The sequence below is a fragment of the Massilia sp. MP_M2 genome, assembly GCF_039123635.1.
In the GTDB taxonomy this organism is placed as follows: Bacteria; Pseudomonadota; Gammaproteobacteria; order Burkholderiales; family Burkholderiaceae_D; genus Telluria.
On the sequence record NZ_JBCHJF010000001.1, the window covers coordinates 1,058,985 to 1,083,982 of the forward strand.

General features: G+C 55.2%; 22 protein-coding genes, 2 rRNA genes and 1 pseudogene. 13 read left to right on the top strand and 12 right to left on the bottom strand.

Features of this window, described 5'->3' with window-relative positions; all coding sequences use genetic code 11:
* The first annotated feature begins 64 nt into the window (after positions 1-64).
* The 5 genes from RCH14_RS04775 to RCH14_RS04795 all read left to right on the top strand — a co-directional run bounded on the left by RCH14_RS04775 (position 65) and on the right by RCH14_RS04795 (position 5,777).
* A complete protein-coding gene (locus RCH14_RS04775; protein ID WP_343024989.1) occupies positions 65-1,078 on the top strand; it encodes a hypothetical protein in 1,014 nt (337 codons plus the stop codon).
* 507 nt (positions 1,079-1,585) lie between these two features.
* On the top strand, positions 1,586-2,173 hold the full coding sequence (locus RCH14_RS04780) for a hypothetical protein (protein ID WP_343024990.1): 588 nt from the start codon (positions 1,586-1,588) through the stop codon (positions 2,171-2,173).
* 536 nt (positions 2,174-2,709) lie between these two features.
* On the top strand, positions 2,710-3,477 hold the full coding sequence (locus tag RCH14_RS04785; RefSeq protein WP_343024991.1) for a hypothetical protein: 768 nt from the start codon (positions 2,710-2,712) through the stop codon (positions 3,475-3,477).
* Between the two features lie 535 nt (positions 3,478-4,012).
* Positions 4,013-4,393, top strand: coding sequence for a hypothetical protein (locus RCH14_RS04790; RefSeq protein WP_343024992.1), 381 nt, complete (start codon positions 4,013-4,015; stop codon positions 4,391-4,393).
* 757 nt (positions 4,394-5,150) lie between these two features.
* Positions 5,151-5,777 (top strand): hypothetical protein, encoded by a 627-nt coding sequence (locus tag RCH14_RS04795; protein ID WP_343024993.1) that lies wholly within the window; start codon positions 5,151-5,153, stop codon positions 5,775-5,777.
* A gap of 106 nt (positions 5,778-5,883) precedes the next feature.
* Here the strand turns inward: RCH14_RS04795 and RCH14_RS04800 are convergent, their stop codons facing one another.
* Genes RCH14_RS04800 through RCH14_RS04815 form a run of 4 tightly spaced genes read right to left on the bottom strand, consistent with a single transcriptional unit; the run spans position 5,884 to position 11,305 of the window.
* Positions 5,884-7,446 carry a hypothetical protein gene (locus RCH14_RS04800; protein ID WP_343024994.1) on the bottom strand — a complete coding sequence of 521 codons (1,563 nt, stop codon included), beginning with the start codon at positions 7,444-7,446 and terminating at the stop codon, positions 5,884-5,886.
* 25 nt (positions 7,447-7,471) lie between these two features.
* On the bottom strand, positions 7,472-8,014 hold the full coding sequence (locus RCH14_RS04805; RefSeq protein ID WP_343024995.1) for a hypothetical protein: 543 nt from the start codon (positions 8,012-8,014) through the stop codon (positions 7,472-7,474).
* 50 nt (positions 8,015-8,064) lie between these two features.
* Positions 8,065-9,357 carry a hypothetical protein gene (locus RCH14_RS04810; RefSeq protein WP_343024996.1) on the bottom strand — a complete coding sequence of 431 codons (1,293 nt, stop codon included), beginning with the start codon at positions 9,355-9,357 and terminating at the stop codon, positions 8,065-8,067.
* A gap of 19 nt (positions 9,358-9,376) precedes the next feature.
* Entirely contained in the window at positions 9,377-11,305 is a 1,929-nt protein-coding gene (locus RCH14_RS04815) for a S8 family peptidase (protein ID WP_343024997.1), read from the bottom strand.
* A 1,345-nt stretch (positions 11,306-12,650) separates the two neighbouring features.
* Here RCH14_RS04815 and RCH14_RS24030 point away from each other — a divergent pair.
* Both RCH14_RS24030 and RCH14_RS24035 read left to right on the top strand, forming a co-directional pair.
* Positions 12,651-13,304, top strand: coding sequence for a hypothetical protein (locus RCH14_RS24030; protein WP_407070055.1), 654 nt, complete (start codon positions 12,651-12,653; stop codon positions 13,302-13,304).
* 442 nt (positions 13,305-13,746) lie between these two features.
* A pseudogene (locus RCH14_RS24035) lies at positions 13,747-14,064 on the top strand (transposase); the annotation flags it as partial.
* Between the two features lie 233 nt (positions 14,065-14,297).
* Here the strand turns inward: RCH14_RS24035 and RCH14_RS04820 are convergent.
* Positions 14,298-14,792, bottom strand: coding sequence for a helix-turn-helix transcriptional regulator (locus RCH14_RS04820; protein ID WP_343024998.1), 495 nt, complete (start codon positions 14,790-14,792; stop codon positions 14,298-14,300).
* 156 nt (positions 14,793-14,948) lie between these two features.
* Between RCH14_RS04820 and RCH14_RS04825 the strand changes: the two genes are divergently transcribed.
* Complete coding sequence (locus RCH14_RS04825; protein ID WP_343024999.1) at positions 14,949-15,416, top strand: hypothetical protein; 468 nt, start codon at positions 14,949-14,951, stop codon at positions 15,414-15,416.
* A gap of 84 nt (positions 15,417-15,500) precedes the next feature.
* Here the strand turns inward: RCH14_RS04825 and RCH14_RS04830 are convergent, their stop codons facing one another.
* From RCH14_RS04830 to RCH14_RS04850, 5 genes are all read right to left on the bottom strand, one after another.
* The gene (locus tag RCH14_RS04830; protein WP_343025000.1) at positions 15,501-15,893 is read right to left on the bottom strand and encodes a hypothetical protein; all 393 of its coding nucleotides are present in this window, start codon (positions 15,891-15,893) and stop codon (positions 15,501-15,503) included.
* A 2-nt stretch (positions 15,894-15,895) separates the two neighbouring features.
* Positions 15,896-17,683, bottom strand: a complete 1,788-nt coding sequence (locus RCH14_RS04835; RefSeq protein ID WP_343025001.1) for a tyrosine-type recombinase/integrase — start codon at positions 17,681-17,683, stop codon at positions 15,896-15,898.
* Positions 17,684-17,693: 10 nt separating this feature from the next.
* On the bottom strand, positions 17,694-18,227 hold the full coding sequence (locus tag RCH14_RS04840; protein ID WP_343025002.1) for a hypothetical protein: 534 nt from the start codon (positions 18,225-18,227) through the stop codon (positions 17,694-17,696).
* 72 nt (positions 18,228-18,299) lie between these two features.
* Complete coding sequence (locus tag RCH14_RS04845) at positions 18,300-19,355, bottom strand: hypothetical protein (RefSeq protein WP_343025003.1); 1,056 nt, start codon at positions 19,353-19,355, stop codon at positions 18,300-18,302.
* A 20-nt stretch (positions 19,356-19,375) separates the two neighbouring features.
* Complete coding sequence (locus RCH14_RS04850; protein WP_343025004.1) at positions 19,376-20,527, bottom strand: tyrosine-type recombinase/integrase; 1,152 nt, start codon at positions 20,525-20,527, stop codon at positions 19,376-19,378.
* A 116-nt stretch (positions 20,528-20,643) separates the two neighbouring features.
* Between RCH14_RS04850 and RCH14_RS04855 the strand changes: the two genes are divergently transcribed.
* The 5 genes from RCH14_RS04855 (at position 20,644) to RCH14_RS04875 (ending at position 24,476) form a co-directional block, all read left to right on the top strand.
* Positions 20,644-21,237, top strand: coding sequence for an ATP-binding protein (locus RCH14_RS04855; protein WP_343025005.1), 594 nt, complete (start codon positions 20,644-20,646; stop codon positions 21,235-21,237).
* A gap of 40 nt (positions 21,238-21,277) precedes the next feature.
* Positions 21,278-21,784, top strand: a complete 507-nt coding sequence (locus tag RCH14_RS04860; protein ID WP_343025006.1) for a hypothetical protein — start codon at positions 21,278-21,280, stop codon at positions 21,782-21,784.
* Positions 21,785-21,792: 8 nt separating this feature from the next.
* Positions 21,793-22,527, top strand: a complete 735-nt coding sequence (locus RCH14_RS04865) for an ABC transporter ATP-binding protein (RefSeq protein ID WP_343025007.1) — start codon at positions 21,793-21,795, stop codon at positions 22,525-22,527.
* On the top strand, positions 22,524-24,065 hold the full coding sequence (locus RCH14_RS04870) for a putative ABC transporter permease subunit (protein ID WP_343025008.1): 1,542 nt from the start codon (positions 22,524-22,526) through the stop codon (positions 24,063-24,065). The genes RCH14_RS04865 and RCH14_RS04870 overlap by 4 nt, the downstream gene beginning before the upstream one ends.
* A 69-nt stretch (positions 24,066-24,134) precedes the next feature.
* Entirely contained in the window at positions 24,135-24,476 is a 342-nt protein-coding gene (locus RCH14_RS04875) for a DUF1840 domain-containing protein (protein WP_343025009.1), read from the top strand.
* Positions 24,477-24,650: 174 nt separating this feature from the next.
* On the opposite strand, the gene rrf is transcribed toward RCH14_RS04875, so the two are convergent.
* Together rrf and RCH14_RS04885 are read right to left on the bottom strand one after the other, a co-directional pair.
* A 5S ribosomal RNA gene (gene rrf, locus RCH14_RS04880) occupies positions 24,651-24,763 on the bottom strand.
* 154 nt (positions 24,764-24,917) lie between these two features.
* A 23S ribosomal RNA gene (locus tag RCH14_RS04885) occupies positions 24,918-24,998 on the bottom strand; the annotation flags it as partial.

Genomic DNA, 24,998 nt, shown 5'->3' on the forward strand with positions numbered 1-24,998 from the left:
GAGCCGTAGAGACTTTCGCTAATATCCACATAAGTAATCTATATCATTACACAATCAAGAGAAAATGACGTTTAAAGATATTCCTGACCAGCTCCTTCTAGGAGACGACTCTGCATTCACGCAATGGTTCAGCAGAGGTTCCGAGCCGTTTCCAGGTAGCGATGATCACGTACCGTACCTACGTGACGATACATTGACCCCTGCGGGAACAGACCTCTTCCTTTATCGCACTAAACTCGGTAGCAAATGGATTGGGTACCTCGAAGATCTTTATTATGGCCGCTCCATCGAAACAAAGATCCTTGCAGTTCTGGCACGGCTCGGATTAGTAGATCAGTTGCACCAATTTACTCGTGCGGCATTTTATAAGTTAGTGGAGGCTTCGCGTTTCGAGCAACAAGTTGCCATGCTTGACGTGCAGTTGACCACATCCATAGCGGATCGTTGCGACGGCATGACGACGGAGATGCACGCGCTATCTCATCTCAAGCGAAACGGATGGTCTGGTTTACACGATGAAGGTAGTGCGATTCACCGCCTGATTCTCATGTCATGGATGAATGATGTTCCCTTGCTTAAGGAGCTACTGTATCGCAAACCATTCATGAGGGAAGGCCGCTACTTCATGCCTGGCAGCCTATTCATGATGGGGTATGCTGATTGCGTGGTAGATGGTGAAATGGCATACAGCCCAGCTAGTAAGGCGGTGTTACTCGACCTTGTCTCCCGACTCACGCCTGCGCGACTGGAAACCGGCTACGCCATCTACTGTGAGGAAGTCGAAAGTCGCGGCAACGGTGGCCCCAACACTCTTGCCGGCATTGATCAGGAGCGGAAACTCCTTCAATACATGGACATAGGTACTTTAGTAAAAATCGCGGACGGCATGATGTCAGGGACAATTCCTATTGATGGGTGGCCTGACCTGACAATGTTCGGTCCAGAGGGCCTAGCGCTCGTCGAAGTTAAACGCGGCGATAAGCTCAAATATCATCAGGCGCGCGCCATTGATCGGCTTGCTTCGCTCTCGCCTCTATTGTTCAAGAGTGTATCCTTACATAAAATAAAAATTTTATAGCCATTGAATGAGCAAATACGAACGCTTAACGAAACCTACTGTGTTTCTCGCAGAATTGACTAGCCTGTACAGCTGTTGCTTAAGACTGGCGGTGAAAGATGCTTTTCCCCTATCGATAACACTCTGCAACAGCGTAGTAGCATCCTAGATGCCCGCACAACTAACGCGGACGGGACAGATGACGGCAACAAAAATTAGAAGTAGCATCGTCTCCACTCCGTCCGCTTTAGGTCGATTGACAAGGCAACGTCCGGTTCGGGTCGACAGCTGCCGGTCGAGATAGTCAGTGACTTTTCAGCTCGGCGACCTACTAAGCTGCGGCAAACGGCCGAGCTTGGCCAGAAGCGCACGTTCGATTTCTACATATCGCATATTTAAGCCAATAAGATCCCGATAGCTGATTTCTTAAAAATTCAACTTCCGCTAGAACGCAGATCTGTTTATTATTAGATGCAAAGAGCCACTTACTCCTATCCTCTCATGCCTAGAAAAGACAGCAGCACTCCAATGGAAGCCGGCCTCGAGACGAGCGAAGTCATCATCGACGTCCTTTCCGACGGCGCTATCTGGGCTGATGTACCAGTAATCGGCACCGCGCTAAAGCTGTGCCGTGCTGCAGACGAGGTACGGCAAACGATATTTGCGGCAAAACTAGCTCGGTTCATATCTAATCTGAACGAGGCAACGGATCGAGAGAAGCAGGTAATCCGCTCCAAGGTGAGGAAGTCTCCTCAAGAAGCGTCCAAAGTCGGGGAAACATTGATTTTAATTCTTGAGCAGGTAACTGACATGGACAAGCCAGCAATGCTCGCGCGTCTCCTTATTAGTTACGCTGACAATGTGATTTCGGATGTCGAACTGCGTCGGCTGTGCCAAGCGGTTAATCTCTCTTTTGTTGACGATTTGAGGACGTTCCTTGAAGCGGACTTCGATGATCGAAGCGCACCATGGATGGAAGCAATATCCATAGCAGGATTATCTCGCCCTGCGGGCGGAACCACTTACAATACCGACGGCGAAATCCATTACGACATGACACCTCTGGGAAAAGCGCTACGCCGAGCACATGCACATAAATCGCTTTTGATTGTCTAGTTTTGCGCAATTTTCTCTAATTAGCGTCCGCGCCACCATACATCCAATCGAAGCTCTAGAATATGGCAATTCTGTTCAGCGTGCTGAAAGCGGAAGTCGTAATACGTACAAAGCCTGGCAAGCCGGGCCACTAAGGAATTTTCATTCCATTCCGAGAAGGAGAACGTACCGATGCAGCTTATAAGCGCGCAGGAGAGTCAAGTTATCAATTTCTGGATCGATCGTCGCGACCTGAAATTGAGCGCGTCCGATCTTATCTCGCCGACGCGCTTCGCCGCTATCCAGCGAGTGATCGAGCTGAGCTTATTTCACGCCTGCGATCAGGCAACGAGCAGCACTTCAGGTCTTCGACATTTGAGCTATTTCTGCACGAAGGCTTAGTACGGCTCGGATATCAAGTTTCTTGCCATCCCGATCCAGGTACGGGATCAACTAAGCGCCCTGACTTCCTAGTTAGCCATTCGGCCGGCGAAGAATTCTTCCTTGAGGCTGTCCTCGCATCCGAAGAAGACGGCAGCTATCCAGCTGCTGAGGCCATGAAAGAAGCTACGCTTGGACGCCTTGACGCTGCGTCGCATCAGGGGTTTATGCTCGATATTTCTAGCGAAGGCGACCCGTGTACACAACCCTCTAGTAAGGACCTAATCAGGTGCGTGCATAGGTGGCTCGACACGCTCGACCCGCAGACGTTGAGAGAACACCTGGTGGTCGTGGGGTTTCATGCCATGCCGTCGATGATCTGGATTCACGAGGATTGGGAGCTGACAATTAGGGCTATTCCACTTTCTGAAGAACGGAGGGGACGATCTTCCCGCCTCATCGGAATGTCAGAAAGCGGAGCTCGAATAATAAACACATGGGAACCCCTCCGGCGCGCAGTGAAGAAAAAGGCAACTCGCTATGGCAACGTGACAAAGCCTTATGTCGTCGCAGTAAATGCCGATGTATTCCATCTGGATGAAATTGACGAAGTCCAGGCCCTCTACGGCGAAGAATACTACTCTGTCAAAATGACCGGCGGCCAAGGAGCAGGTGAAATGCATCGCAGACCAAATGGCGCATGGTATGGCCCCAACGGCCCAGAAAACTGTCGAATCTCTGCAGTTTGGTTTTTCAATAATCTAGGCCCCTATACCCTTGCAAAGTGTAAAAACGCTTTATATGTGAACCCTTGGGCGAACTTTCCCCCACCAACTCGGCTGCAAGGTATGCCCACTAAGAAGATCGAAGACGAAAGGTTGGTGAGTATACCTGGGACCGATTTGGCGACTCTCTACGAACTTCCGTCACACTGGCCAGAGTAGCAACGCATGGCAAAGCCTGTTATTCGATATGGAGTCAACATACTCGTACACTGAGCCATACCGTCCGTCTGCTATGGGTCGTTTCCGGTCATGAGTGCTCCTCCTGAATACATATGCTAACCAATTCCTTGTGTCTCGTTTCGATTGCCTTGCTGCTCGGTTTCTCCACCGGGTGCCATAAACGTGAAACGGTCGCTGAGCTTGAAGCCCGTGCTACACGACTCAATTACGACTGCAGGAAAAGCTCTGGGAAAAATTTTGTTTACCGCACGGCAGCTGGGTTTAGCATCGTCGTTCCGAAGTGGGCGAGCGGGTCACTCCGACCGGACCAGTATGATCAGGATTGCAAACTGACAAACATCCGACTCGTGTTTGCGTGGGATGCCGGCAGGCTTATCCCAGTTCAGCAAGGTGGAGAATTCCTCGCGCCGCCCGAGTTCAAAGTGCCTGAACAGTACGACTCACTCGTCATCATGCTCGATTTCAAGCCCCCGAAGGATATGGTCAGTCCAGACAATTGGGAATATTGCAAGGCATGCATCCGCAGTTCAATTATCCTGAGTTCGAGCTGCGCATGTGTCCCCAATTTAAGGTCTCCGCTAATCACCAGCCTCTGCGTACCTTGCCGTATAAACCGCGCTTTGAAGTCGTCAACGAGAAGCATCCTCCTTATTCGGTCACATGCAATCCCGACTACTTCGCCAAGGTCGGCGTCGATAACGTGCATGAAGCTGAAGTGAAATACTCCTGCCGAGGTTACTGGTACTGGCGCCCGGGCGCCGCCGGTATGTTCGACTTGGGCAGTGGTAAGGTATTGCAGAAACTGCATCTGGCAATGCCAGCCGCAGAACGGCTCCTGAATACGTGGGTTGTACAGGACGACGGCACAATAGGTTCAACACTGCCCACGCAATGATGGGAGACCACTTAAAACATTTAACACCAGTCTCTGTGACGCAGTTTGCGAGTTATTCGCGATTCTGAGGATACTTAAAAAAGTCAAAGTTGAAAGATTTATTGTTGCGATTTCACCATTTGCTCAATATTTCTAACGTCTGCATTGGGTCGGAAGCAGCCGGTCCCGGTCCCTACCTCTGTTGGTGGCGTTACAGCGTTGTGAGGTCATGGACGGAGTGGGTCGCAGCTATTTCGATATCCCTACAGGTCAGTCGCAGCTATTCAGCGAAAATTCGTCGCAGCTATTAGCAAAATCTCGTGGGCGCAGCCCGGTGCAGCACCACCTTTCGTCGCATCTATTTCAGAAAGTCACATATCCTGCAGGCCACCATACTGGGGCGGTGTTCTTCGCTGACCCGGGCGGCACCAATGTCCGGGCCTGGTCACCGCATGTGGCGTCGGACAAGTTGCTCAATTTCATACTCTGCGCCGATCTCGGGACCTCCCAACGGATTGAGATCGCGGTCCAGCTGAACTTTCCGGCGGGCGCCTATGACACGCTGGGAGCATCAGGACGTGCTTGACGACATGCAGCTGTATCTTGAAAACAATCGTGACGCCATGCGAATCCGGCGTTGCTCAGTCGAGCATCCGTTCGGGACCATCAAGTCCTGGAAAGGGGCGATGCACTTCCTGATAAAGGGACTCGAGCGTGTGAAGGCCGAGATGAGCCTGCACGTGTTCGTCTATAACTTTAAAAGCTTGATCGCGTTGCTTTGCGTATCAGCGGCGCGCAAGGCAATGCGCGCGGTTTCGAAGTGGCGTACCAGCAGCACTTCGATAAGCTGCCCGGCTGGCTGTCTGGCTTCGGCGTGCAGGCCAACTTCACGTTCGTCGACAGCAACAAGACCCTGTACAACCCGGTCTACCCGGAGTATTGCTCGAGCGACAGCACGCAGGCCAACCTGAACCTGGCCATCAACGGCTGCGACACCGATGGCCGCACCTTCGGCAACCTGCCATTGGAAGGCTTGTCGCGCCAGGCGGCCAACCTGGCGTTCATGTACGACAAGGGGCCATGTTCGGCACGCCTGGCATATTCGTGGCGATCGAAGAGCTTGTTGTCGCCCGGCGGCACGCGCGGAGGCGATGCGCTCGACACCACCCCGGCCAGCGCCACCTTCGGCAAGCAACCTAAACTGGAGCCTGCCCGTATGGACGGACAAGTATGGCCCGGTCGATGTCTCCCTGTTCTACAAGATCAACCAGAACATGACCTGGGGCTTGGACGGCACCAACATGACCGATCCCATCTTCAAGCAGACCATGCAGCAGCATATCGGCATGAAGGGGCGGGCCTGGTTTGCTTCGGGACCGCGTTATTCGGCCAAGTTGCGGATTAATTTCCGATCGGATCAGCAGGCGGAGGCATCGATGTACACCGGCGCCCCGCCCGCAGCGTTGTGCGGTAGCCCGAGTCGGCGCGCTTACCGGCTCAAGCCACACCGTCTAATTCGCGTAAGCCTTTCTGAATGCGGCGGCCACGGCCGCATCGATCTCGACCGAGCCCTGCCCATCGGCCGGGCCGGCGTGTTCCAGCCGCACGATGAAGCTGTCAAATGCGGCCTGCAGCTCGGGGCGCTGCAGCCCGCTGGCCGCTTCCAGAGCCTGCCAGTTCTGCTCCAGATCGCCCCCACTCAAACTCTGCCGACCTTGCATGAGCGCCGCCAGCACACTGCGTGCGGGCTTGCCTGGTGCCGGCAAGCCGTTTAGGAAGCGTAGGAACGCCCCCGCCTGCAGCAGGTAGACGCGCGCCGCGCTGAGCTCGCGCGGCATCGGGTAGAGCGGAACACTAGGCAAGGAGCTCCATCCCTGGCGTCCCGCGGCGAGCAAGCGCCGCAGCCGGCGCAGCGCATATGCCCCCTCGCCATCGTTCGCCATGAAAGTCCAGTTGAGCCATTCGGGCCCATCGTCCGGGACAGCGAAACTACTGGTGAAGACGATGTAACTGTCGACGAGCGCAAGTCCACCGTCCGCCGTCTCGCTTCTTTCGGGAGCGAGATAGACGCCGATCTCCTTCGCCGCGAACGGACGCTGGCCGGGAACGGCGGCGCCCTCGTTCAACGCCGCGGTCAGAAACGCCCAATCGGCCGGGGTGCCGCCATCACGCAGCACAAGTATCGGCAAGCCCCGTTGCACCTGCGACCGGCCATACCAGCGCGCGATCAAGCCGAGATAGGCGCGCACCTGGGCGGCCATGAAATAGACCAATTCCGGCGAGGCTCCTATCCCGATCACCAGCGGACCTCCAGCGTCGGCTTGCGTGACGCGCAAGGAACGACGGCGCGCCAGCGCGCCGATCACGTCCAGGCCGATGTCCTTCCTTCGTGGGCGCGCCCCCTTGTCGGTAGCGATGTCGAGCGCCTGCAGATACGCATAATACGCTTCGATATCTCGCGCCTCGACCAGTTGCTGCACCCCGGCTCGGTCGATACTGTGCAGGAACTCCGCCGGACCGAGCTCATCGAAGGATTGGAGGATGCTGACCCTTGTCGGTCGCGGTCCCAGGGCATGGCCTTGCAGCCTCAAGCGCTGAAGCTCGCGATCGCATAGCCGCAGGATGGACACGCCGTTGTATTTGGGCGGGACCGCATCGGTCGACTTGACGTTTTCGATCAGGATCTCCCTCGTGTGCGAAAAATACGCCCGGGCTTTCCACACATCGGCCGCGTATTCGAGGTATAGCGCATACTTGAACAGCTCAAGCGCATACAGGTTCGACAGGCGCTGATCGCTGTCGAATGATTCGCTGATATCGCGGTGTTGCCAGAGCGCCGCCAGCGCGAACGCCTCTGCCCGCTGCCTGCGCAAATCGGCTTTCAAGGCCGCCTTCGGCTCGGCTCGCTCGCGCGCATAGAGCGCGAACGCTTTGGCCACCTGTAGTTCCACGTCCTGCTTGAGCGACACTGCCAGATGGGCTCCACCGGCATCCTCCTGCGGGGCACCCGGCCACGCATCATTAGCCAACACGATTGAAATCAGCAAGGCGACTGTGGAGGAAAAAATACGCATGGAAGACGTGTGGGATCGCAAGGGTCTACTCCTGTTGCGGTCGCAGCAGCGGATCACCTTCCGCAGGCTCGGTTACTGTATCGGAGACCATAGAATGCGTCGGCGTCGCACCACCTAGCGAAATTTCGGCCGGCAGGGGCCTATTCACACAAACGACCACCAGAACCGTGGCGGCCAGCAGTGCCAGCGTCCCCGGGGCCAGGGCACTGATGGTGGCTTTGACTCCTCTGAATTCGCCACTGATATCCGAACTGCCGCCGGCTCCCACCAAAAACAGAGCGAAGCCGAGGAATCCGAAGGCCAGCCCCACGAACATGCCGCACGAGATCAGCAGCACCCTGGCCACATACGCAAGCACGCCGAGGGCGTTCTGCATCAACTCGACATTGGCAACGCCCATACTCTGCTTACCCTGGGCCGCCTTTAGCACCAGCGCCACAGCTTGCTGGGTGCTCGCAGCAAACTCGATCAGATAAAAGCCAGCCAGGCAAAACGCCACGCCCGCCAGTACCAGGGCAGCAATGAAGCCAACGTTCAAGATCTTCTCGGAAAACTGATGTTGACTCACACTGCCCCTCCACTTGCGCGCCGACGCTTCCGGCGCTCCTCGTCAAAAAATCAGGCCAGCGCGACGCCCCGGCTGATCGCCCAGGCCACTTCCCTGCCTTCCACATCGCCGTGATTGCGGATGAACGCCGAGCTCTCGAGATTGTGTATCAATCCCATTTGCAGGTCGTAGGCGGATCCAGATGCCAACAGGGCTTTGCAGGCCGGCGCTACGTACTTGCTATCCACGTTGACGGCGCCGTTGCGTCCCAGGCCGCCGTACTTGTCGTTGGCGTCGCCGAGCTCATTGGCGAAATCCTTGACGATGCGCGAAGCAATCGCATACGCCTTGCCGACCGCCTTGTCGTTCGGGGTATGGGTAATTACGATCGGTCCGGAGACGCGGCTTTTTTCCACCACGTCCTTGAAGTAGCCAAACGGTGCAAAGCCGCTGTGCGAAAAGGCTGCCTGCAGCAGGAACAGGCTGTGCAGCTTGGGCGTTTCCACATGCATCGCTGCTGCGCTGACCAGGCGGGCACCGAAGCTGTGGCCGATCAGGTGGATGCGCTCGATCGATGCGCGCTGCGCCAGTTCCATGATCAACGGCGCCAGACCGAGTGTGCCGACGGTCCCGGCGCGCTTTTTCATTTCGTAATACGTGGTCACGTTCAATAGCGAGCTGACCGCATTGCCGATCTTCTTGAACGCACTGCCGAGCCCCTGCCCGGTGACGTCGCCCACACCACCATTGGGGGCATCGTCCACTTCGGCTGACTCCCCACTGGCATTGGTGAAGATGGCCTGCGGATCGTCGAGTTCGAAGAAGAATTCCGAACCGTCCAGTCTCGATGTTTCATCGGGCGTGCCGAGCAGCTCGCGCAGGCCGATCACAAACGCTTTCTTGGCGGCAGGCTGCTCAAGTTGTGGCAATGCTTCACGCAGCGCAGCCAGTTGCTTTTCCTTGCCGGCATCGGCGTAAAACTCTTCGAAGCGGCTGAATTCGCGCTCGATTTCCGCGTTGACGGCGGCCGCACTGCCATCGTCCAGACCGGCCGCGCGCATGTCTCCATCCTTGCCCTCATCACCCTCCTCACGCGCGGCCATACCATCGCCGTCGAAATCGAATTTTTTCGACGGCCAGATGACGCCGATAATGGCCAAGCCGTCGGTGCCTTCCGCATGCACGGCAGCGAAGTTCTTGAACAGGTCGCGGTACATGTGATCGGCTTCGCCCCGGTCGTTCTTCCAGCCATGGGACACGATCAGCACCTGGCGCGCGTCGACCGGGATATCGGGTTCCTTGATTCGATCACCATCCTGATTGAATTCCACCGTGCTGTAGGGAATGCCTGCAATGCTGTCCATGTCGCCTCCTGTTAGGGGATCACACCGATTGAATGGCGCGCAGCAGATCGACCAGTCCCGCGCCCTGGAAATACCGCTCGCGACCGAGATCGGTCGCGGTCGAGGTAAAGATTTTCTTGACCTTCTCGGCTTCACCGATGAATTCGCTGCGGATCGATAGGAAGGCGGCCACGGCGCCGCTCACGTGCGGCGCGGCCATGCTGGTGCCGGTCGATTCAAAATAGGCGAACCGGGCGCCGCGGCCGAATTCCGTCACCATGCGGCTGTCGGCCGCCGCTGCGGAGATAATGCGCTCGCCAGGGGCGATCAGATCGGGCTTGCAGCGGCCGTCACCGGTCGGGCCTTTCGACGAAAAATACGATACGCCATACATGTGCGGGGCGTCGCGGTGGGTGGCGCCGACAGTGATGGCCAGCTCGGCATTGCCAGGGTCGTTGATCGACAGTCCCAGCCCGGTATCGCGGTCGCCACCAGCCGCTTTCAGCCTGCCGTAGCCAGAGTTGCCCGCGGCGATCACCACGACGACGCCCGACTTGACCAAACGATTGACTTCCACGCACAGCGGGCTGTGGCCGCAGGCAAACCACTCGGCATCGAAGTCGTGGCCCAGACTCAGGTTGACTCCGTGGATCTTCAGGTCGCGTCCGTGTCCATTGATCAGCTGGATGTGGGCAATGGCGGCAATCACGTTGCTGGCCTTGCCATGCCCGAACTTGTCGAGCACTTTCAAGCTGACCAGCTTGCACTTCGGTGCGATCCCGGCAATGGCCGTCAGCTGCGTCTCGACCACCGAGACGACCGAATCGTCGATGCTGCCGGAGGCACGCTCATGCTGGGCGCCGGCCATGCGCCATGCGGTCTCATACGGCGGCACATCGGCGGCCGCCGGCGCCTGCGTCTCCAGCTGCTGGCCCGCGATGATGCCCGCCACATGGGTGCCATGGCCCTTCTGGTCGATCAGCGGATCGGGATTGATCGCGTCGGTGAAGTCGCAATGATAGGGCGATGCCGGGTCGATGTTGGCATGCATGGCGAAGTGCGGGTGGCGGCTGTCGATGCCGGAGTCGATCACGGCCCAGGTAATGCCCTCGCCATAAGCGCTAAATGCGTTCTGCGCGGCGTCCGCTTTGACTGTGCGCACCGAACGATGGGTGCAGTTGCGCAGCTCGAAATCCGGCCAGATCTGATGGATCACGCGGTAGATCCGCGCGTCTTTGTGCGCGTTCCGGTCACGGCGGGAGTATTCTAGGCTGCTGTTGTGGTCGATGCGGGCCAACTCGACCAGCACCTTGCCTTCCAGCCGGGCAAACACGTACTGGTTCGACAGGCTGGTCTTGTATTCCTGAATGCCCTGCTCGGGGTCTGTCACCACGCAGTTGCTTTTTGCCGTGTCAATATATTCCCTGATCACTTCCTTGGCTGCCTGGCGCGGATCGGAACTGAAAGGATTGCTGCGTTTGGCCCCGTCCGTGCTGACGCGGGGAGCCGGGGCATTTGGATCAGGCAAAGCGCGAAATTTCAGGTTGATGTCGATGATGACATCCCAGCGCGACGGCAGGATGCAGCGGATCGGACCGGCGAAGTTGGCGTTGAGCGCTTGCAGATACTCGACCATGTCCTGCTCAAGGGAACTGAGCATGAGATCAGGGGCTTTCTGCTGATGGGCAGCGGCGAATGCCGCCTTGCCGTCGCTCCCGCCGCGCCGCGATTCCTGCGCCAGCATCCGCTCAACCGTGCGGCGCGCTGCCGTGATACCGCCCTCGAACTTGTCGTTGAGAAGGATGACAGTGCGGTCGGGCTTCCTGAAAGCCGCAGGGAGTTTTTCGAGTCGCTTGCCGAGCTCGAGCTCACATTGAATGCGCTCCTGCAGCGGCCTCGCAATGACCGAGCGCAGCATGGCCGATCCCAGCGACCGGGCACCAGGAGTATCGCTGATATCGATGTCCATAAGAATCGAGCTCCCTAAAGAATGTCCGTGCTTTTTTTCGGAAATCTCCTACGTGATGTAATCCTATACCAACTACCACCGTTGGATTTCTTTTTGCATAACTGTTGCCGAATAAGCACACCGAAGAGAGGGCGCTTGGGGTTTTGACTAACCGTGACTTACGATGGAGCGCCAGCCTTTGGCCGTTTGTCGATATCTACTTGATCGGAAACGTAGTGACCAAGGAGTAGGTCGATCACCAAGCTGGTCATGGATCTCTAACGTTATGCCATCGACGCGGAGCGTCTCTCCCCGGACCAGCGGACAAGGCGCTGGCACGCGCAGAACGCCTCAATGACATGCACAGCGGCGCGACGTCGGCAACGCACTGATCAAGCTCTACCCGCCCGATGGCCCGCGCATGGTTGCCGCACTGATCGATTCCCTGCTGCCGCTCGCCGACCCCGACAGCTACCGGCTCAACTTGTACGTGGTTTTCACGCTGGCATGCATCCCGGGATGATGGCCGGCAACCCGGTGCAGCGGCAACGGATACACACTGGCGGATCCACTACAGAATCGGAATGCGAAAGACCCGCCCTTTCTGACATGGGCGCTGCATGCCGGGAAGCGCGCCTGCGCAACTGCGCAGTGAGCTCTCCGCTCAGCTGTCGCGGCCTGCCCCGATGGCAGTGGGGCTGAGCGTGCGGCCCGCGCCGCCCGGCTTGGCCAGACGCGGCGACTTGCGCCGCCGACTTTCACTCGTGCCGCCTTGGCTTGGGCGCGCTCGACCAGCAGCCGGACGTCATCCGTTAGGGCACGGCCCAGAACGAGATCGGCGAGCCAACAAAAACGTAGAAAGCGGTGTTGCGAGTGTCTATTAGAGTCGTGGCGATTCAGTTCGTAGACTAGTCAGCGACGCTTGCTTGTTCGTTCCTATCAACTGCGGCAAAACAGGACGTGTTCAGCAATCTACAGATGCGAGACACACGATAGGAGGAATGAGATTCAGCACTTCCCAAATGACCTCAACACTAAAATTGTGCTCTTCAAGAAATCTCATTGCATAGAGCAAGCCGTGCGTGCTCCTTAGCTGCACAGCCGCTGCAAGTAACCTTGCATTGCGGAAGAGATTTGCGTCATATTGAGTAGTCATCAGTTCATGCTAGAAGACCGATGAGTAACTGCCATGACTCAAATCAAATCCACAGAGCAAAAACCTTATTGCATGGCCATGCCGCGAGATCGCGTCAGGATTCGTCCAAAAGCGGCCATCGACCGCATAATAGATCGGAAGCTCTCTTGTCGTAAAAAACGTTGGACCGCTCTGCGTTCTGGCAGTCGGTTAATTTTTACGTTAGGCATCATGAACACGTCAAAGCTCTACTCATACGTTATCGACCACGATCACGGTTTCGCGCCCAACCCGTACGGGATGTACTGTACGTTGGTGCATTGCAAGTTTGCTAAGCCCGGCAACAAACGGAATTTGGTCGAGATGGCTAACGTGGGCGATTGGGTTCTAGGAACCGGGGGGCAAAGCTCAGACAGCGCGGGCAACGGCCGCATCATTTACTTGATGCGTGTGGACGAGAAGCTGGACTTTGGTCACTATCTGCGGGATACGCGCTTCACCGGGAGGTTGGATCATTCTAATGAGGGGCAAGGCAACAAGTTTGCCCTGGTCTCGCGCCACTTTTTCTACTTCGGACGTGAAGCCGTTGGACTATCTAAGCTTCCCTCGAGCTTGCGCAGTGCTAGCCTGGAGAAGCGCGGTCCCGGATTTCGGTCGGATCTACCGAGCCCTCTTTTGCAGGAACTCGTTAGCTGGTTCGAGAGAACGTTTGAACCTGGAAGGCACGGCGAGGCCTGCTCTCCGTTGTCGGCAGCCCACGTTGAGGCGATTCGCCAGCGGAGTGTTCCCGGTGCCGGGTCTCATTGCATGCCCTCGCAGCCATGCGGAGAGGCTGAATGCATTAGGACGCGGAAGGCGGCAATATGCCGCAAGGTGTGCGACTGATGGGTTCAGGTGTTGCAGCCTGAATGCGAAGCGACGGCAAACTTCCGCTTGGGTCGATAGTCTACGTGGACGGCCGTGGTTCGGCAGCTAAGATGGCGGCCGTGTCTAAGACGGACTGATGCCATGGTCCAAGTACTTCTCCCCAACGACTTTTGGTTGCTCGTAGCAGCTCACATCCCGACCCATAGCAGATCACCGCGGGCGGACGGCCGCGGATCAACGATCTCGGAACCCTAACCTGGATCCGGTTGTGCTCACGACCAGGATACCGTAGGAATATTTGCCGCGCGAACTCGGCTGCGGCAATGGCCTGTTGTTGGCGCCGGCTCCACGAATGGATGAAAACTGGCGTTTAGCAGCGCGTCCACGAGGCAGTCCTCTGCGTTGACGCTACTAGTATGCCTACCCCTGCAGGTGCCGAACATATGGGCCAAAACCAACCGGTCGTGGCAAGCTCGGCCTCAAACACCAGTTGCTCGTAGATCAACGTGGCTTGCCGCTGGTCGCCAAAATCTCTGGGGCCGAAGTGCATGATTCGGGTTTTCTTATTCCACTCGTGGAGGCTATCCCTGCGGTAGAGGGCTTTACAGCCGTGCGCGTGATGTCCAGGAAGCTGCACGATGATCGAGCGTACGCTTCAAAAGCACATCGCACTTGGCTACGCCGACGCGGTATCGCAGCACGTATCACACGATACGGCGCGGAGTCCGTTGAGAGAATCGGTCGATGGTGTTGGCTCGTTGAGCGCACCTCAGTATAGCTATACTGCTTTCGCAGACTGCGCATTCGACCCGAACGGCGAGCAGACTTCCACTAGACATTCCTTCCGCTCGCTTGCTCGCTCATATGTTGGCGACTATGTCGAGCGGTTTTGTTAGGAGCTCTAAGTGACGCACGGATTAGCGCAATTATCGACGTATGACGCGGGGCACGCTACAGGGGGAAAACGGTGATTTTTCTCAGCATCACTATAGGCTTTGACACGCGAGCACTTCATAGGCCTGCTCGTATCAAAATTTCAGAAGGACAGCATGTTAAGCCGTGCGCTATGCGTACAAGGTTAAGGATACTTACGTTACGTTCGCCTCTCTCGATGCGCCCCATGTGGCTCCGGTCAAGCGAACACAAATAAGCTAACTCCTCCTGGGAAAGCTCTCGCTCTGCCCTCAGCGCTCGTATTGCCACACCCAAGGAGCGGAGGGTTGCAGCGTCGTCAACTAGCGATGCGTTTTTCATTGCAGCATCGTCTAATCTTCGTGCACAATAGGCCACGGCATTTGCGGCCCATTTCAGCCTTGGTGTCAGCACCCCTAAATTGATTTTTTTATAAGGAGAGACCTTGAGCGGCGAAACAACGAAAAAAGGCGTCTTCATCCGTATGCCAGTTAAGATGTACGACGACCTGTTGAACTTGTCGGCAGCGGCAACACTCGTCAATCGTAAAAATGTGAGCGTTCCTTGCTTAATTGTGCAAATTCTTGACGACATGCTTGATGCCAAAATAACTAGGCTATCGAGATCCGCTGATCGACTCCGGTAAGAAACGTCTTGGCAAGCCTCTGTATGACTGTTCTCACCGAATTCGCCGCTGTGCAGAATTGTCCGTTCCTGTTTTAACGCACGTCCCAACCGGCCCAAATCCAGATGAAACCGTTAAGGGTATTTTTTGACGTCGAATTTACAAATTTCGAGTCTCCCGACCTAATAAGCATAGGACTAGTAGCAGAAACAGGGGAAGAAGCTTACTTTGAAACCGATTTTGATTTACATCGATGCAGTGATTTCGTAAGACATACCGTAATCCCGTTGGTCGGGAAAGATGTTCATGCTCTGATCGACAGGGATACCTTACCACTTACCATAATTTCTTGGCTAAAAATTGTTAAAGCAAAAGATCAGATTATTGAACTTTGCGCGGATCATAATACAGATATAATACTTTTCAAGAAAGTTATGAAAAATATACCGACTTGGATTGATCTGCGAAATATAGAATACCGGATATCATTATTGTTACATGAAAATTTTTTTAGGGAACAAGGCTTGCCGGAACACCATGCTTTATATGATGCCAGAGCAAATGCGTATGCTTTCCGTGAAAGCACAGATTAATTGAGCCTCTCTCAGCATAGGGGTGTTAGCAACGGCTACTTCATAAAAAAATGGCATCAATTAAACAAATATAATTAGCTAATGCTACACATCTTGTCGATTACGGGGCAGGCGCCTACGTTTAGCCTCTCTTTCAATTTGTGTTCTCAACATACGTACTTCTGCTTGCAACTCGACACATATTGTCAACAAAGCGTTGAAACGTTCCTGCAGATCTTTTTTTCCGCGTACAGCGGATTCTAGCCGGTCGCTTCGCGCTACTTTCTCATTACAAGCAGGAGAATCATTTAATCCCCAATCAAGGATCTCTCGCACCAGATCGGGGTGATTTACATAAAGATTTGCGCGACTTATACCTGCAGCTCGGCATATTGCGCTTACGCTCATCCGGGCACATTGATGTTCCTCCTTATGAGCTAAAATCGCAGCTGCAACCCGCGTTTTAATCATTAATGAATTACTTGGCGTAGCAGTCAAGATTATTTTTCCTCCTTCACGTGCTGAGATGTTTGGATCGAGGCGAGCACACGGCGGCTTATCGATAGGCGACGCGATACTAAAGCCACGCTTTGTTCCGGGAGATTCGACTCATTTAGATATCGCTCATCCCTCACGATGCGAGAATTCCACCAAAATGCATTTTTCTCGGATACAACAAAATTCGTGCATCCTGCACATATCTCTGGCGATCGTTTAGCAATATTTGGTCCCGTTTCACTCCCCTCACACGCCGATAATGGCATCGAGTACACGCAGAATCCCCAGTCACACGGTGCTATCTGTACTTTTTCGGCGATCAAACGCTTCACTAACGTACGCAGTGCAGCCTTCCCCTTAAATCTAAGATGTTGGCAGAACTCATCACGAGCTTTTTCAAGAGCCACACCAGCTTTTCCTCCAATTCTTTCCGAACGCAATAATGACTCAAGCGAGCGAGCTAATTCAGCGCGATCATCCTCATGCATCATCTCAACGAGCTCGATATCGGAACCAACATACACGCCATCAGTGAACTGAGCGTAAGCATGTCCGTATTGCCAGGCCATTGGCTCTAGCGCGTTTTTATCTCGCTTTACAGCAAACCGACTGAAAGTCTTTCGCGCTGCATGAGGATGAAGCCGTGAAATTATGGGCCGTTCGCTACGATACGGCGCGATCGCGAAAAGCCGCATCCGCTTAGCTACTGACAAAGGCTCAATCCGCTTTCCCTTCAATCTTGGGGAAGATAAAGGCCTACTTCCGTGCAAAAACAGCGCTTTGCTACCGCTATACTTTCTTAGCAGAGCAGACTGCTCTATTATGTTTCGCACGATTTGGACGATTGGTTCAAAAATGGCCCACTTTCTTGCCTGCCCACCTTTCTTTGCCGCAATACCGTGAATATAATAAGCATCTCCACTCAGTTCGTGCTCGACGCTTATGCAGTTACTGTCCAGTCTAACCAATTCTCGGTTACGAAGTCCAAGGACGAAGAGCAAAACAACTATCGTCGCGCCCTGCGTATGCATGACTGCTTTTGTTAATATGTCATAGCCCTTCACCATATCCGGCGCTAGCATATTTTTGATGGAAATGAAGTTTTTATCACTCTCTAAACTGTCAAAAAATTCTTTGGAACGTGTATATTTTTCTTTACGGGATAGGCCAACTTGCGCGTATTTAGCCTCCCAGAATTGAGCAGTTAAGCTCGTCACATACGGACCATATCTTTCAATCCACACTAGCGCATCCTGAATCAACGGAAGAGCAGCTTCTTCTGGAATTGCCTTGAAGGGTCTGGGAGTAGTAGGCCTACATCTAGCATAGATTTCGCCCCTTAGTATTGTCGGATAAAAGCGAATCGATCCCACATATTGTTGACGGTGAAGCCACATTAATTCTGCCACCGTTAGCCAGTTTTCGATGCTTGATTCTGCAGGTCGATGCGTGTGAAACTTTCCGCGGCGCCCCTGCATAAAATCCACAAAGTCGCTCGTCGTTAGCGCAGAGAGCCTCCACAGATTTTTAGCAACCATCCAGCGGACTAAGGTAACGATGTATCGATACCTTACCTGTAGGGTAGATTGATCGTATTGCGCACCAGTTACCATCGAAATAGATGATGCAACGAAGAATCCCTTCATGCTTTTCATGAGATAGTTTCGTTGATGTTTAGTCCCCATTGATAATGGAATGAGATTGGCCCAGACAATAGTGCTATCCTGATTATCATATAATGCAGTGGACTCAAAGACCCATTTACTTCGGTTCGCACTCTTAATTTTCATGATGAATTAATTAATCGAGATGTGGCAAGCTAGTATTTTTTGAGATTTTTGACGCCAGCTCAACTATATCCGGATGAATCCGCGGGAGTAAATCGCTCTCAATAATTCTGAGGGTGTCGGCGTAAAGGCTTTTATACCGGGGCCACCACCCCTGGTTGAGTGCTCTTATACGTGCATTGATCAAGGCTTGTTGCGACGCCAGAAGTCGCGCTACTGAATTAACATCGTCAAGTACAACTATTGCACCTGGGCAAGTCGCGCAACCAGCAAAATTCATGCACAATTTTCCTTTAGCACTTTCTCTCGCAATACCGGCAAACGGATCTTTACACCCAAATCCAAAGACGGTTTGTGCTGGCTTATCTTCGGAGTTTTTATTATGAGGCCCATCATCTTTCTTACCGTACTCTAGACTCATCTTTATTAGCTGGCCTTGGTATTTACGGATAACTTTTGCGTGTTCGTCGGCTCGATCACTTAATGGGGTATATATCTGGGTAGTACGAGCGTCTTTGTGATTCAGCCTCAGGCGTGCAGATTCCAAACTGCGCCCAGCACGATGATGAGATCTGGCTCCACTTATACGAATGTCACGAAAATCAAAGTTTGGCAGATCTTACTTTTTAATAAAGGAATCTAGCATCAAGTGCATCAACTGCATACATGGCACTGCTACTTTCCTAGGGGTCAACTGTAAGCATATAAACAGACGGTCTATTTCTCCTTCGGCACAGTGACCACGTAGATTCAGGACAAGGTTCGCATAGCGCCGAACTAGGTTCGGCGCAGTCCGCTCCTTACCCTTAGGAAAATCTATGATTTGTTCAGATCGCGCCCTAGGCTTTTCCCATACAAGACGCTCAATATCGTCACGCAAAGGATGGGATCTAATGCAAGACACACTTAAATCCTTAATAGCCATAGGGTTGCCACTTGTTTGAATTACAATCGCCAAATAGTATGGAAACATAGCTTCCGGTGTCATCCACAATAGTCTATTCAAATGACGTAGACCTCCAACTTTAGCAAGCTGTCTTTGTAAATAATTCCCTGTCGCGTTAAGAGTTTTCTGCGTCGGGAGAAAACCATTTCCGATTACAGTTAATTCTTTTATTAGTCGAGCCAGCTCTTTTTCAGAACCGAGTAACTCGGCATCAGAAAAAAACCGCGCGCCGCCTTGCAGCCTAGCCTCAACCTCTTTCATTTCGGCGTAACAGGCGCGTAGTACAATTTTTTGTTGAATCTCATCAAGATAGTTGCGCGGTTTTGGCTCGTCTCTATTGAACTTTCTAGCAACTACACTTATGCCGTTCTTGAATAATCCGGGATAGTTGCGCTGTCCCCACGCCAGCAGGTTCTTTACAGTATTAAAATGTGATTGGCACGTACTTGCAGATAGGTCTTCTGCAATTAGAAAATCAGCAAATTCTGCGACCACGTTTTTTGCAAAGCTCAAGTCGCTCGCATGTCCTAATCGGACCCTGCATTGAGCGAATTTCCTTATCGACCGCCAGTATTGCCGCTGCGACTCTAACGATGTATGACCTGCAAGTGGAATAAATGCTTTTGAAAGTAGCTCAGTCTGGTTGCTACTTAAACCTAGCGTATTGAAATTAAATTCGGAAAGCACTCGGCCGCTAGGCGTGCAAAGCTGAAGCACACCTTCATTCATTATTTGCGTTATCGATGTTCTCACTCTGCCATCCCATATAGAAATGACAAGGCCCCATACACTGCTGGGCTATTAATAGAAAGCGAGTGAACGTAAATTTGCGTCGTTTCGCTTTTTGCGTGGCCTAACAATACTTGCAACGTTTTAAGAGGATTGCTAACGTTTCCGTCCTGCTCCGAGCGCTGCAAGAAATCTAAAACTTTTGTTGCATATGTATGCCGGAGAAAATGAAGTGTTGCATCTGATCCAGCCAACCTCGCGCAACGTCGAAATTCGTTCGTAAACGCTACAGGCTGAATTTTTTTTCGCCGATTATTAACGAATATATTCTGCGGCGTGACGCTATTCTGTTGAGGCCGTTCCGTGAGACAATACCAGTGCGTGCGCTCTAGCAAGTGGACGGGAACAATTAAAGGAAGATCTCGCCCACCTTTACGTAATATCGGAATAGAAATTAAATCGTTTGGTGCATATCCAAGCGTTTCACTAGCGGGCAACTGATCGAGCGTAAGATTGCATATTTCAAAACGCCTGGCTCCGGTTGTAAGTGCCCACTGAAACATCAACCGATATGGTTGTCTTGCAATCGCAAGGATTGCCGATATTTCCTCTTGACTAAGCACTCTCGGATGACGTCGAACAATTCGAACAAAATTGCGCTTATATGTAGAACTTGTTCCGTACGTTATCAGGTGCATCCCAAGCGGAGAAGTTAATATTCCCGTCTTCTGAGCCCATTCATGAAATATCGCGACGATCACAACTCGTAAATTAGCAGTACTGCTAGCATAGCGCATACTGTTGTTACGCTGTTTTCCGTTTGCGAGCGATGCGCGAAATAGTCCGAGTGTCTCTTCAGTTGCTTGTTCCGGCTCTAAGGTCTTATTTTTGAGAAAGTGTAGCCAGCATACTAATCCCTCGGCATACGTTATGACAGTTGCGCCAGTCATGCTTCTTGCCATTACCGCGCGCTCGGCAAGAAACATTGTTGCCGCATACATAGGAAGGCCTAGTTCATTGAGTACGACCGCCAATACCGGGATATCTATGAAACGGCGATCGACGCTTATATCAATTTCTCTTTCGACTCCTGCAATCTTACATAAATCAGCAAATGAGTAGGGTTCAATGTTTTTTAAAATCTTTGATGAAAAATAGGTAGGTCTGCGCATGGTGGTCTCTCCGGCGTGGTCTCGCTTTCGGCTACACGTTGCTCATCTGTCAAAATCGATTAGAGAATACACCACAATTTGAGTGTCTAAAACGGACAGACAACTAGACTTACCTAATGCCCGAGTTCGACCGGCGCGTGCTCGAGGTGCTGCGCGAGCCGCTCGAGTCGGGCCAGATCACGATCTCGCGCGCCGCGCACCAGGCCGATTTTCCGGCACGCTTCCAGCTCATTGCGGCGATGAATCCGTGCCCGTGCGGCTGGCTCGGTCATGTCAGCGGCAAGTGCCGCTGCCTCGAGGCCGCCGTGCTGCGCTATCAAAGCCGTATCTCGGGGCCCCTGCTCGACCGCATCGATATCCAGTTGCCGGTAGCGGCGCTGGGGCCGGACAGCATGGGTGCACGCGCAGACGGGGAACCGAGTAGCGTGATCGCAGTGCGGGTCGCGCAGGCGCGTGGGGTGCAGGTGGCGCGCCAGGGCTGGCCCAACAGCCACCTCGGCCCGGGTGACATCGACCGCTACTGCACGCCTGACGACGCCGGAGGGCGCCTGTTGCACGCGACAGCGCAGCACCTGCACTGGTCGGCGCGTGCGTATCACCGCGTGCTCAAGGTGGCGCGCACGGTGGCCGACCTGGCTGGCAGCGAGCACGTGGCGGCCCGACACGTGGCCGAGGCGATCGGGTACCGGCGCGCGCTGCAGGGCGATTAGCAGGTCTTGCGTTCTGCGGCGCTGCTGGTACCATCGACGCATGCGACCCTCTATCGTGCGTGCCCTGCAGATTGTCCCTATCCTTCTGGCCAGCGCGCTGCTGGCCGCTTGCAATCCGGCCTATAACTGGCGTGACTACACGAGCGAGGATGGCCGCTTCAAGGTGCTGTTTCCAGCCAAACCCGCTACCCTGACCCGCACGGTGGACCTGAACGGCCTGCACGTCGAGATGACAATGACGGCGGCCAAGGTCGACAACACCACCTTCGCCGTGGGCACAGGCGTAGCGCCCGATCCCGCGCGCGCGCAGGCGGCGCTGCCGGCCATGCGCCTGGCGCTGCTGCGCAATATCGGCGCGCCCGACGCTGCGGCCACCGATGACCTGAACGTGGACATCACGGGCGCTGGCCAGGGCGCGCCGATGCACCTGAGCGGGCGCTTCGCGGCGAACGGCAACCGCTTCTACCAGGTGATCGTGCTTGGCCCCGCAGGCAAGACGCCGCCGGAACAGGTCGAGCAGTTCCTCACCTCCTTCACGCGCTTGTGAGGTCGCCGATGGATGACCAGCTCCCTGCCCTGCGCCTGGTCGGACTGCGCAAGCAGTTCGGCCGTCCTGCCGTCGATGGCCTCGACCTTCTGGTCCGGCGCGGCGAGTTCTATGCGCTGCTCGGGCCGAATGGCGCTGGCAAGACGACGACGCTGCGCCTGGTCACGGGCCTGCTGGCCCCGGACGCTGGCACGATCGAGGTGCTGGGCATCGACCTGGCTGCCGCACCCGCGGCGGCCAAAGCGAAGCTGGCTTACCTGCCGGACGAGCCGATGTTGTACGGGAAGCTCAAGCCGTTCGAGTACCTGGAATTTGTCGCGGGCCTGTGGGGCGTGACGGCGCAGGACGCCGAACCGCGCGCGCGCGAACTGCTCGACTGGCTTGACCTGAGCCAGCATGCAAACGAGCTGACCGAAGGTTTTTCGCGTGGGATGAAGCAGAAGCTCGCGCTGGCCGGCGCGCTGATCCACGACCCGGAACTCTTGATCCTCGACGAGCCACTGACGGGTCTGGACGCAGCAGCAGCGCGCCAGGTGAAAGACCTGCTGCTGGCGCACGTGGCCAATGGCGGCACCGTTATCCTCACGACGCACATCCTGGAAGTGGCCGAGCGCCTGGCGCACCGCATCGGCATCATTCGCCAGGGCCGGCTGATTGCCGAAGGGACGCTGGCACAGCTGCGCGAGCGCACGCAGGGCGGCAGCCTGGAAGACATGTTCCTGCATCTGATGGCCGCGCCATGATGCTGGCGCCGGGCAGTGTTGGCTGGCTGCTGCGGCACGAACTGCGGCTTGCCTGGTTCAATGAGGACGCCGGTGGACGGCGCCGGCCAGGCAATATGGCGCTCGGTCTGGCGATTGCCGGCTGCATCGCCATGCATGTCCTGGGCTGGTTTGCCGTGCGCCAGCTGGCCGGGGTGCCGGGCGATGATCCGCGCATCCTGCTGGTGGTTTCCGCACTGCTGATCGTGGCGACGACGTTCATGCTGTCGTCGGCGATCAAGGCCTGCGTGCTGGTGCTGTTCGAACGCAGCGACCTCGATCTGCTGCTGTCGTCGCCCCTGCCCTCGCGCAGCATTTTCACGGTGCGGCTGCTTGGCGTGTGCGCAAGCACGGCAGCGCTGTACCTGTTTTTCCTGGCGCCGTTCGCGCATGCGGGACTGCTGCAGGGCCAATGGCGCTGGCTCGGGATCTATCCCGGCGTGATCGCTCTTGCGGTCCTGTGCAGCTGTGGCGCCATGCTGCTCACACTTGGTCTCGTGCGCATGCTAGGTGCGCGCCGCACGCGCGTCGTGGCGCAGATCGTCGGGGCGCTGGCAGGTGCATTGCTGGTCATCGCGTCACAGCTTCATGCGCTCGCATCCCGGCAAACGCAGGAGCGCATCCGCGATACCGTGCTCGGAGTGGTGCAGACGGAGGGCGCAGCGGACAACCCGCTCTGGCTGCCGGCGCGGGCGATGCTGGGCGAGCCGTTGCCGGTGCTGCTGCTCGGCGCACTCGCCGGCGGCATGTTCATGCTGACGTCGTGGGGCACGCACCGTTTTTTTGCACGCGGGCTGCAACTGGCCGCTTCGGCACCGGCTGCCGCCACGGGGAAGGCTTCGGCGACGCCGGCGCGGCCCCGCTTCGGACGCAGCTTGTTCCGCACGGTGGTCATCAAGGAATGGCGCCTGATCGTGCGCGATCCGCAATTGCTGTCGCAGGTGATGCTGCAAGTGCTGTTCCTGCTGCCGTTATTCTTCCTGATATTCAAGCGCGCCGACGTGCAGGTGCAAGCCATCGGTGCAGGCTTGGCGCTGCTGTGCAGCTCACTGACCGGCGCGCTGGCATGGATTGCCTTGTCGGCCGAGGATGCACCGGATCTGTTGCTGGCATCGCCTGCGTCCCAGCACACCGTGCGGCGCGCCAAGCTGGCAGCGGCGATGCTGCCAGTCCTGGGGTTGGTGGCTGTTCCCCTGCTATGGCTGACAGTGCGGCTGCCGGCGGCCGGGCTGGTGGGCTGCCTCGTGGTGTGCGGCGCCGTCGTGGGCGCTGGCCTTGTCGTGTTCTGGTGTGGGCGGCCTGGCGTGCGCAGCAATTTCAAGGGGCGCGGCAAGGGTGGTTTCGTCATGAACGTGCTCGAATTGTGCAACAGCCTGGCATGGGGCGCGTTGGGATGGCTGCTGTCCTCTGCTACGCTTGAACCATTGGACGACCTGCGCATGCTCGCAGCAGCAGGGGCTGCTTTTCTCGCTGTTGCGGTACCCTGCATGGCCTGGATGTTGCGGCCCAGGCCGATGTGAGCGTGAGCGCACTGTGAAGGTGTCTGAGTCGTGATATCGTTTAATTACTAACAAAACCAAGAGATCGCTATGTTGATTACATTTAAATGCAAAACGTATCCAGAAGTTCTGATGTATCAGGAACATGCCAAACGTATCCTTGAGCTGCTGCACAAGGAGCCTGAACGCGGCGTAATCACTTCAGCCGAAGCCACGCAGGTGATTTCGCTGGTCGAGGATGAGATCGAAGAGTCACGCAAGCATCAGGTATCGGATCAGGTGGCGCACGACGTGCATGCGCACCACCGCGACGAAGACGACCATGAGCATCAGGCAATCGAGGTCGTCAGTTTCTCGACCCGCATGTATCCATTACTGGAAATGCTGCGTTCGGCGCGTGACAACAAGACCGATATCCTTTGGGGTGTGTAAGCAGACTCAGGCTTATTTTTGACTGTCTGCAAAAAGCCCGCTGATGTGAGTCAGCGGGCTTTTTTTATACGTCGGGTCACTTGAGGGGCAGTGATCTTCCAACCGGTTGAATACTGTCCCCCCAAAGCGAAAAGCCCCACTCAGATCACTGAGTGGGGCTTTTCTATATAACTAGCCTGACGATAACCTACTTTCACACTGGTTGCAGCACTATCATCGGCGCAAAGTCGTTTCACGGTCCTGTTCGGGATGGGAAGGGGTGGGACCGACTTGCTATGGTCATCAGGCATAACTTGTACGAATGTCGCTTGAACGCGTGGACGGCATAGCCATCCACCCTGCGTCAGGTGACATTCTGAATCTGGAAGAAGTAGTTTTTTGTGGGGTCGTATTTGTATCAACAACAGCTGAACTCTTGCAACCCTGGACTACCAAGGTTATAGGGACAAGCCGTACGGGCAATTAGTACTGGTTAGCTTAATGCATTACTGCACTTCCACACCCAGCCTATCAACGTCCTGG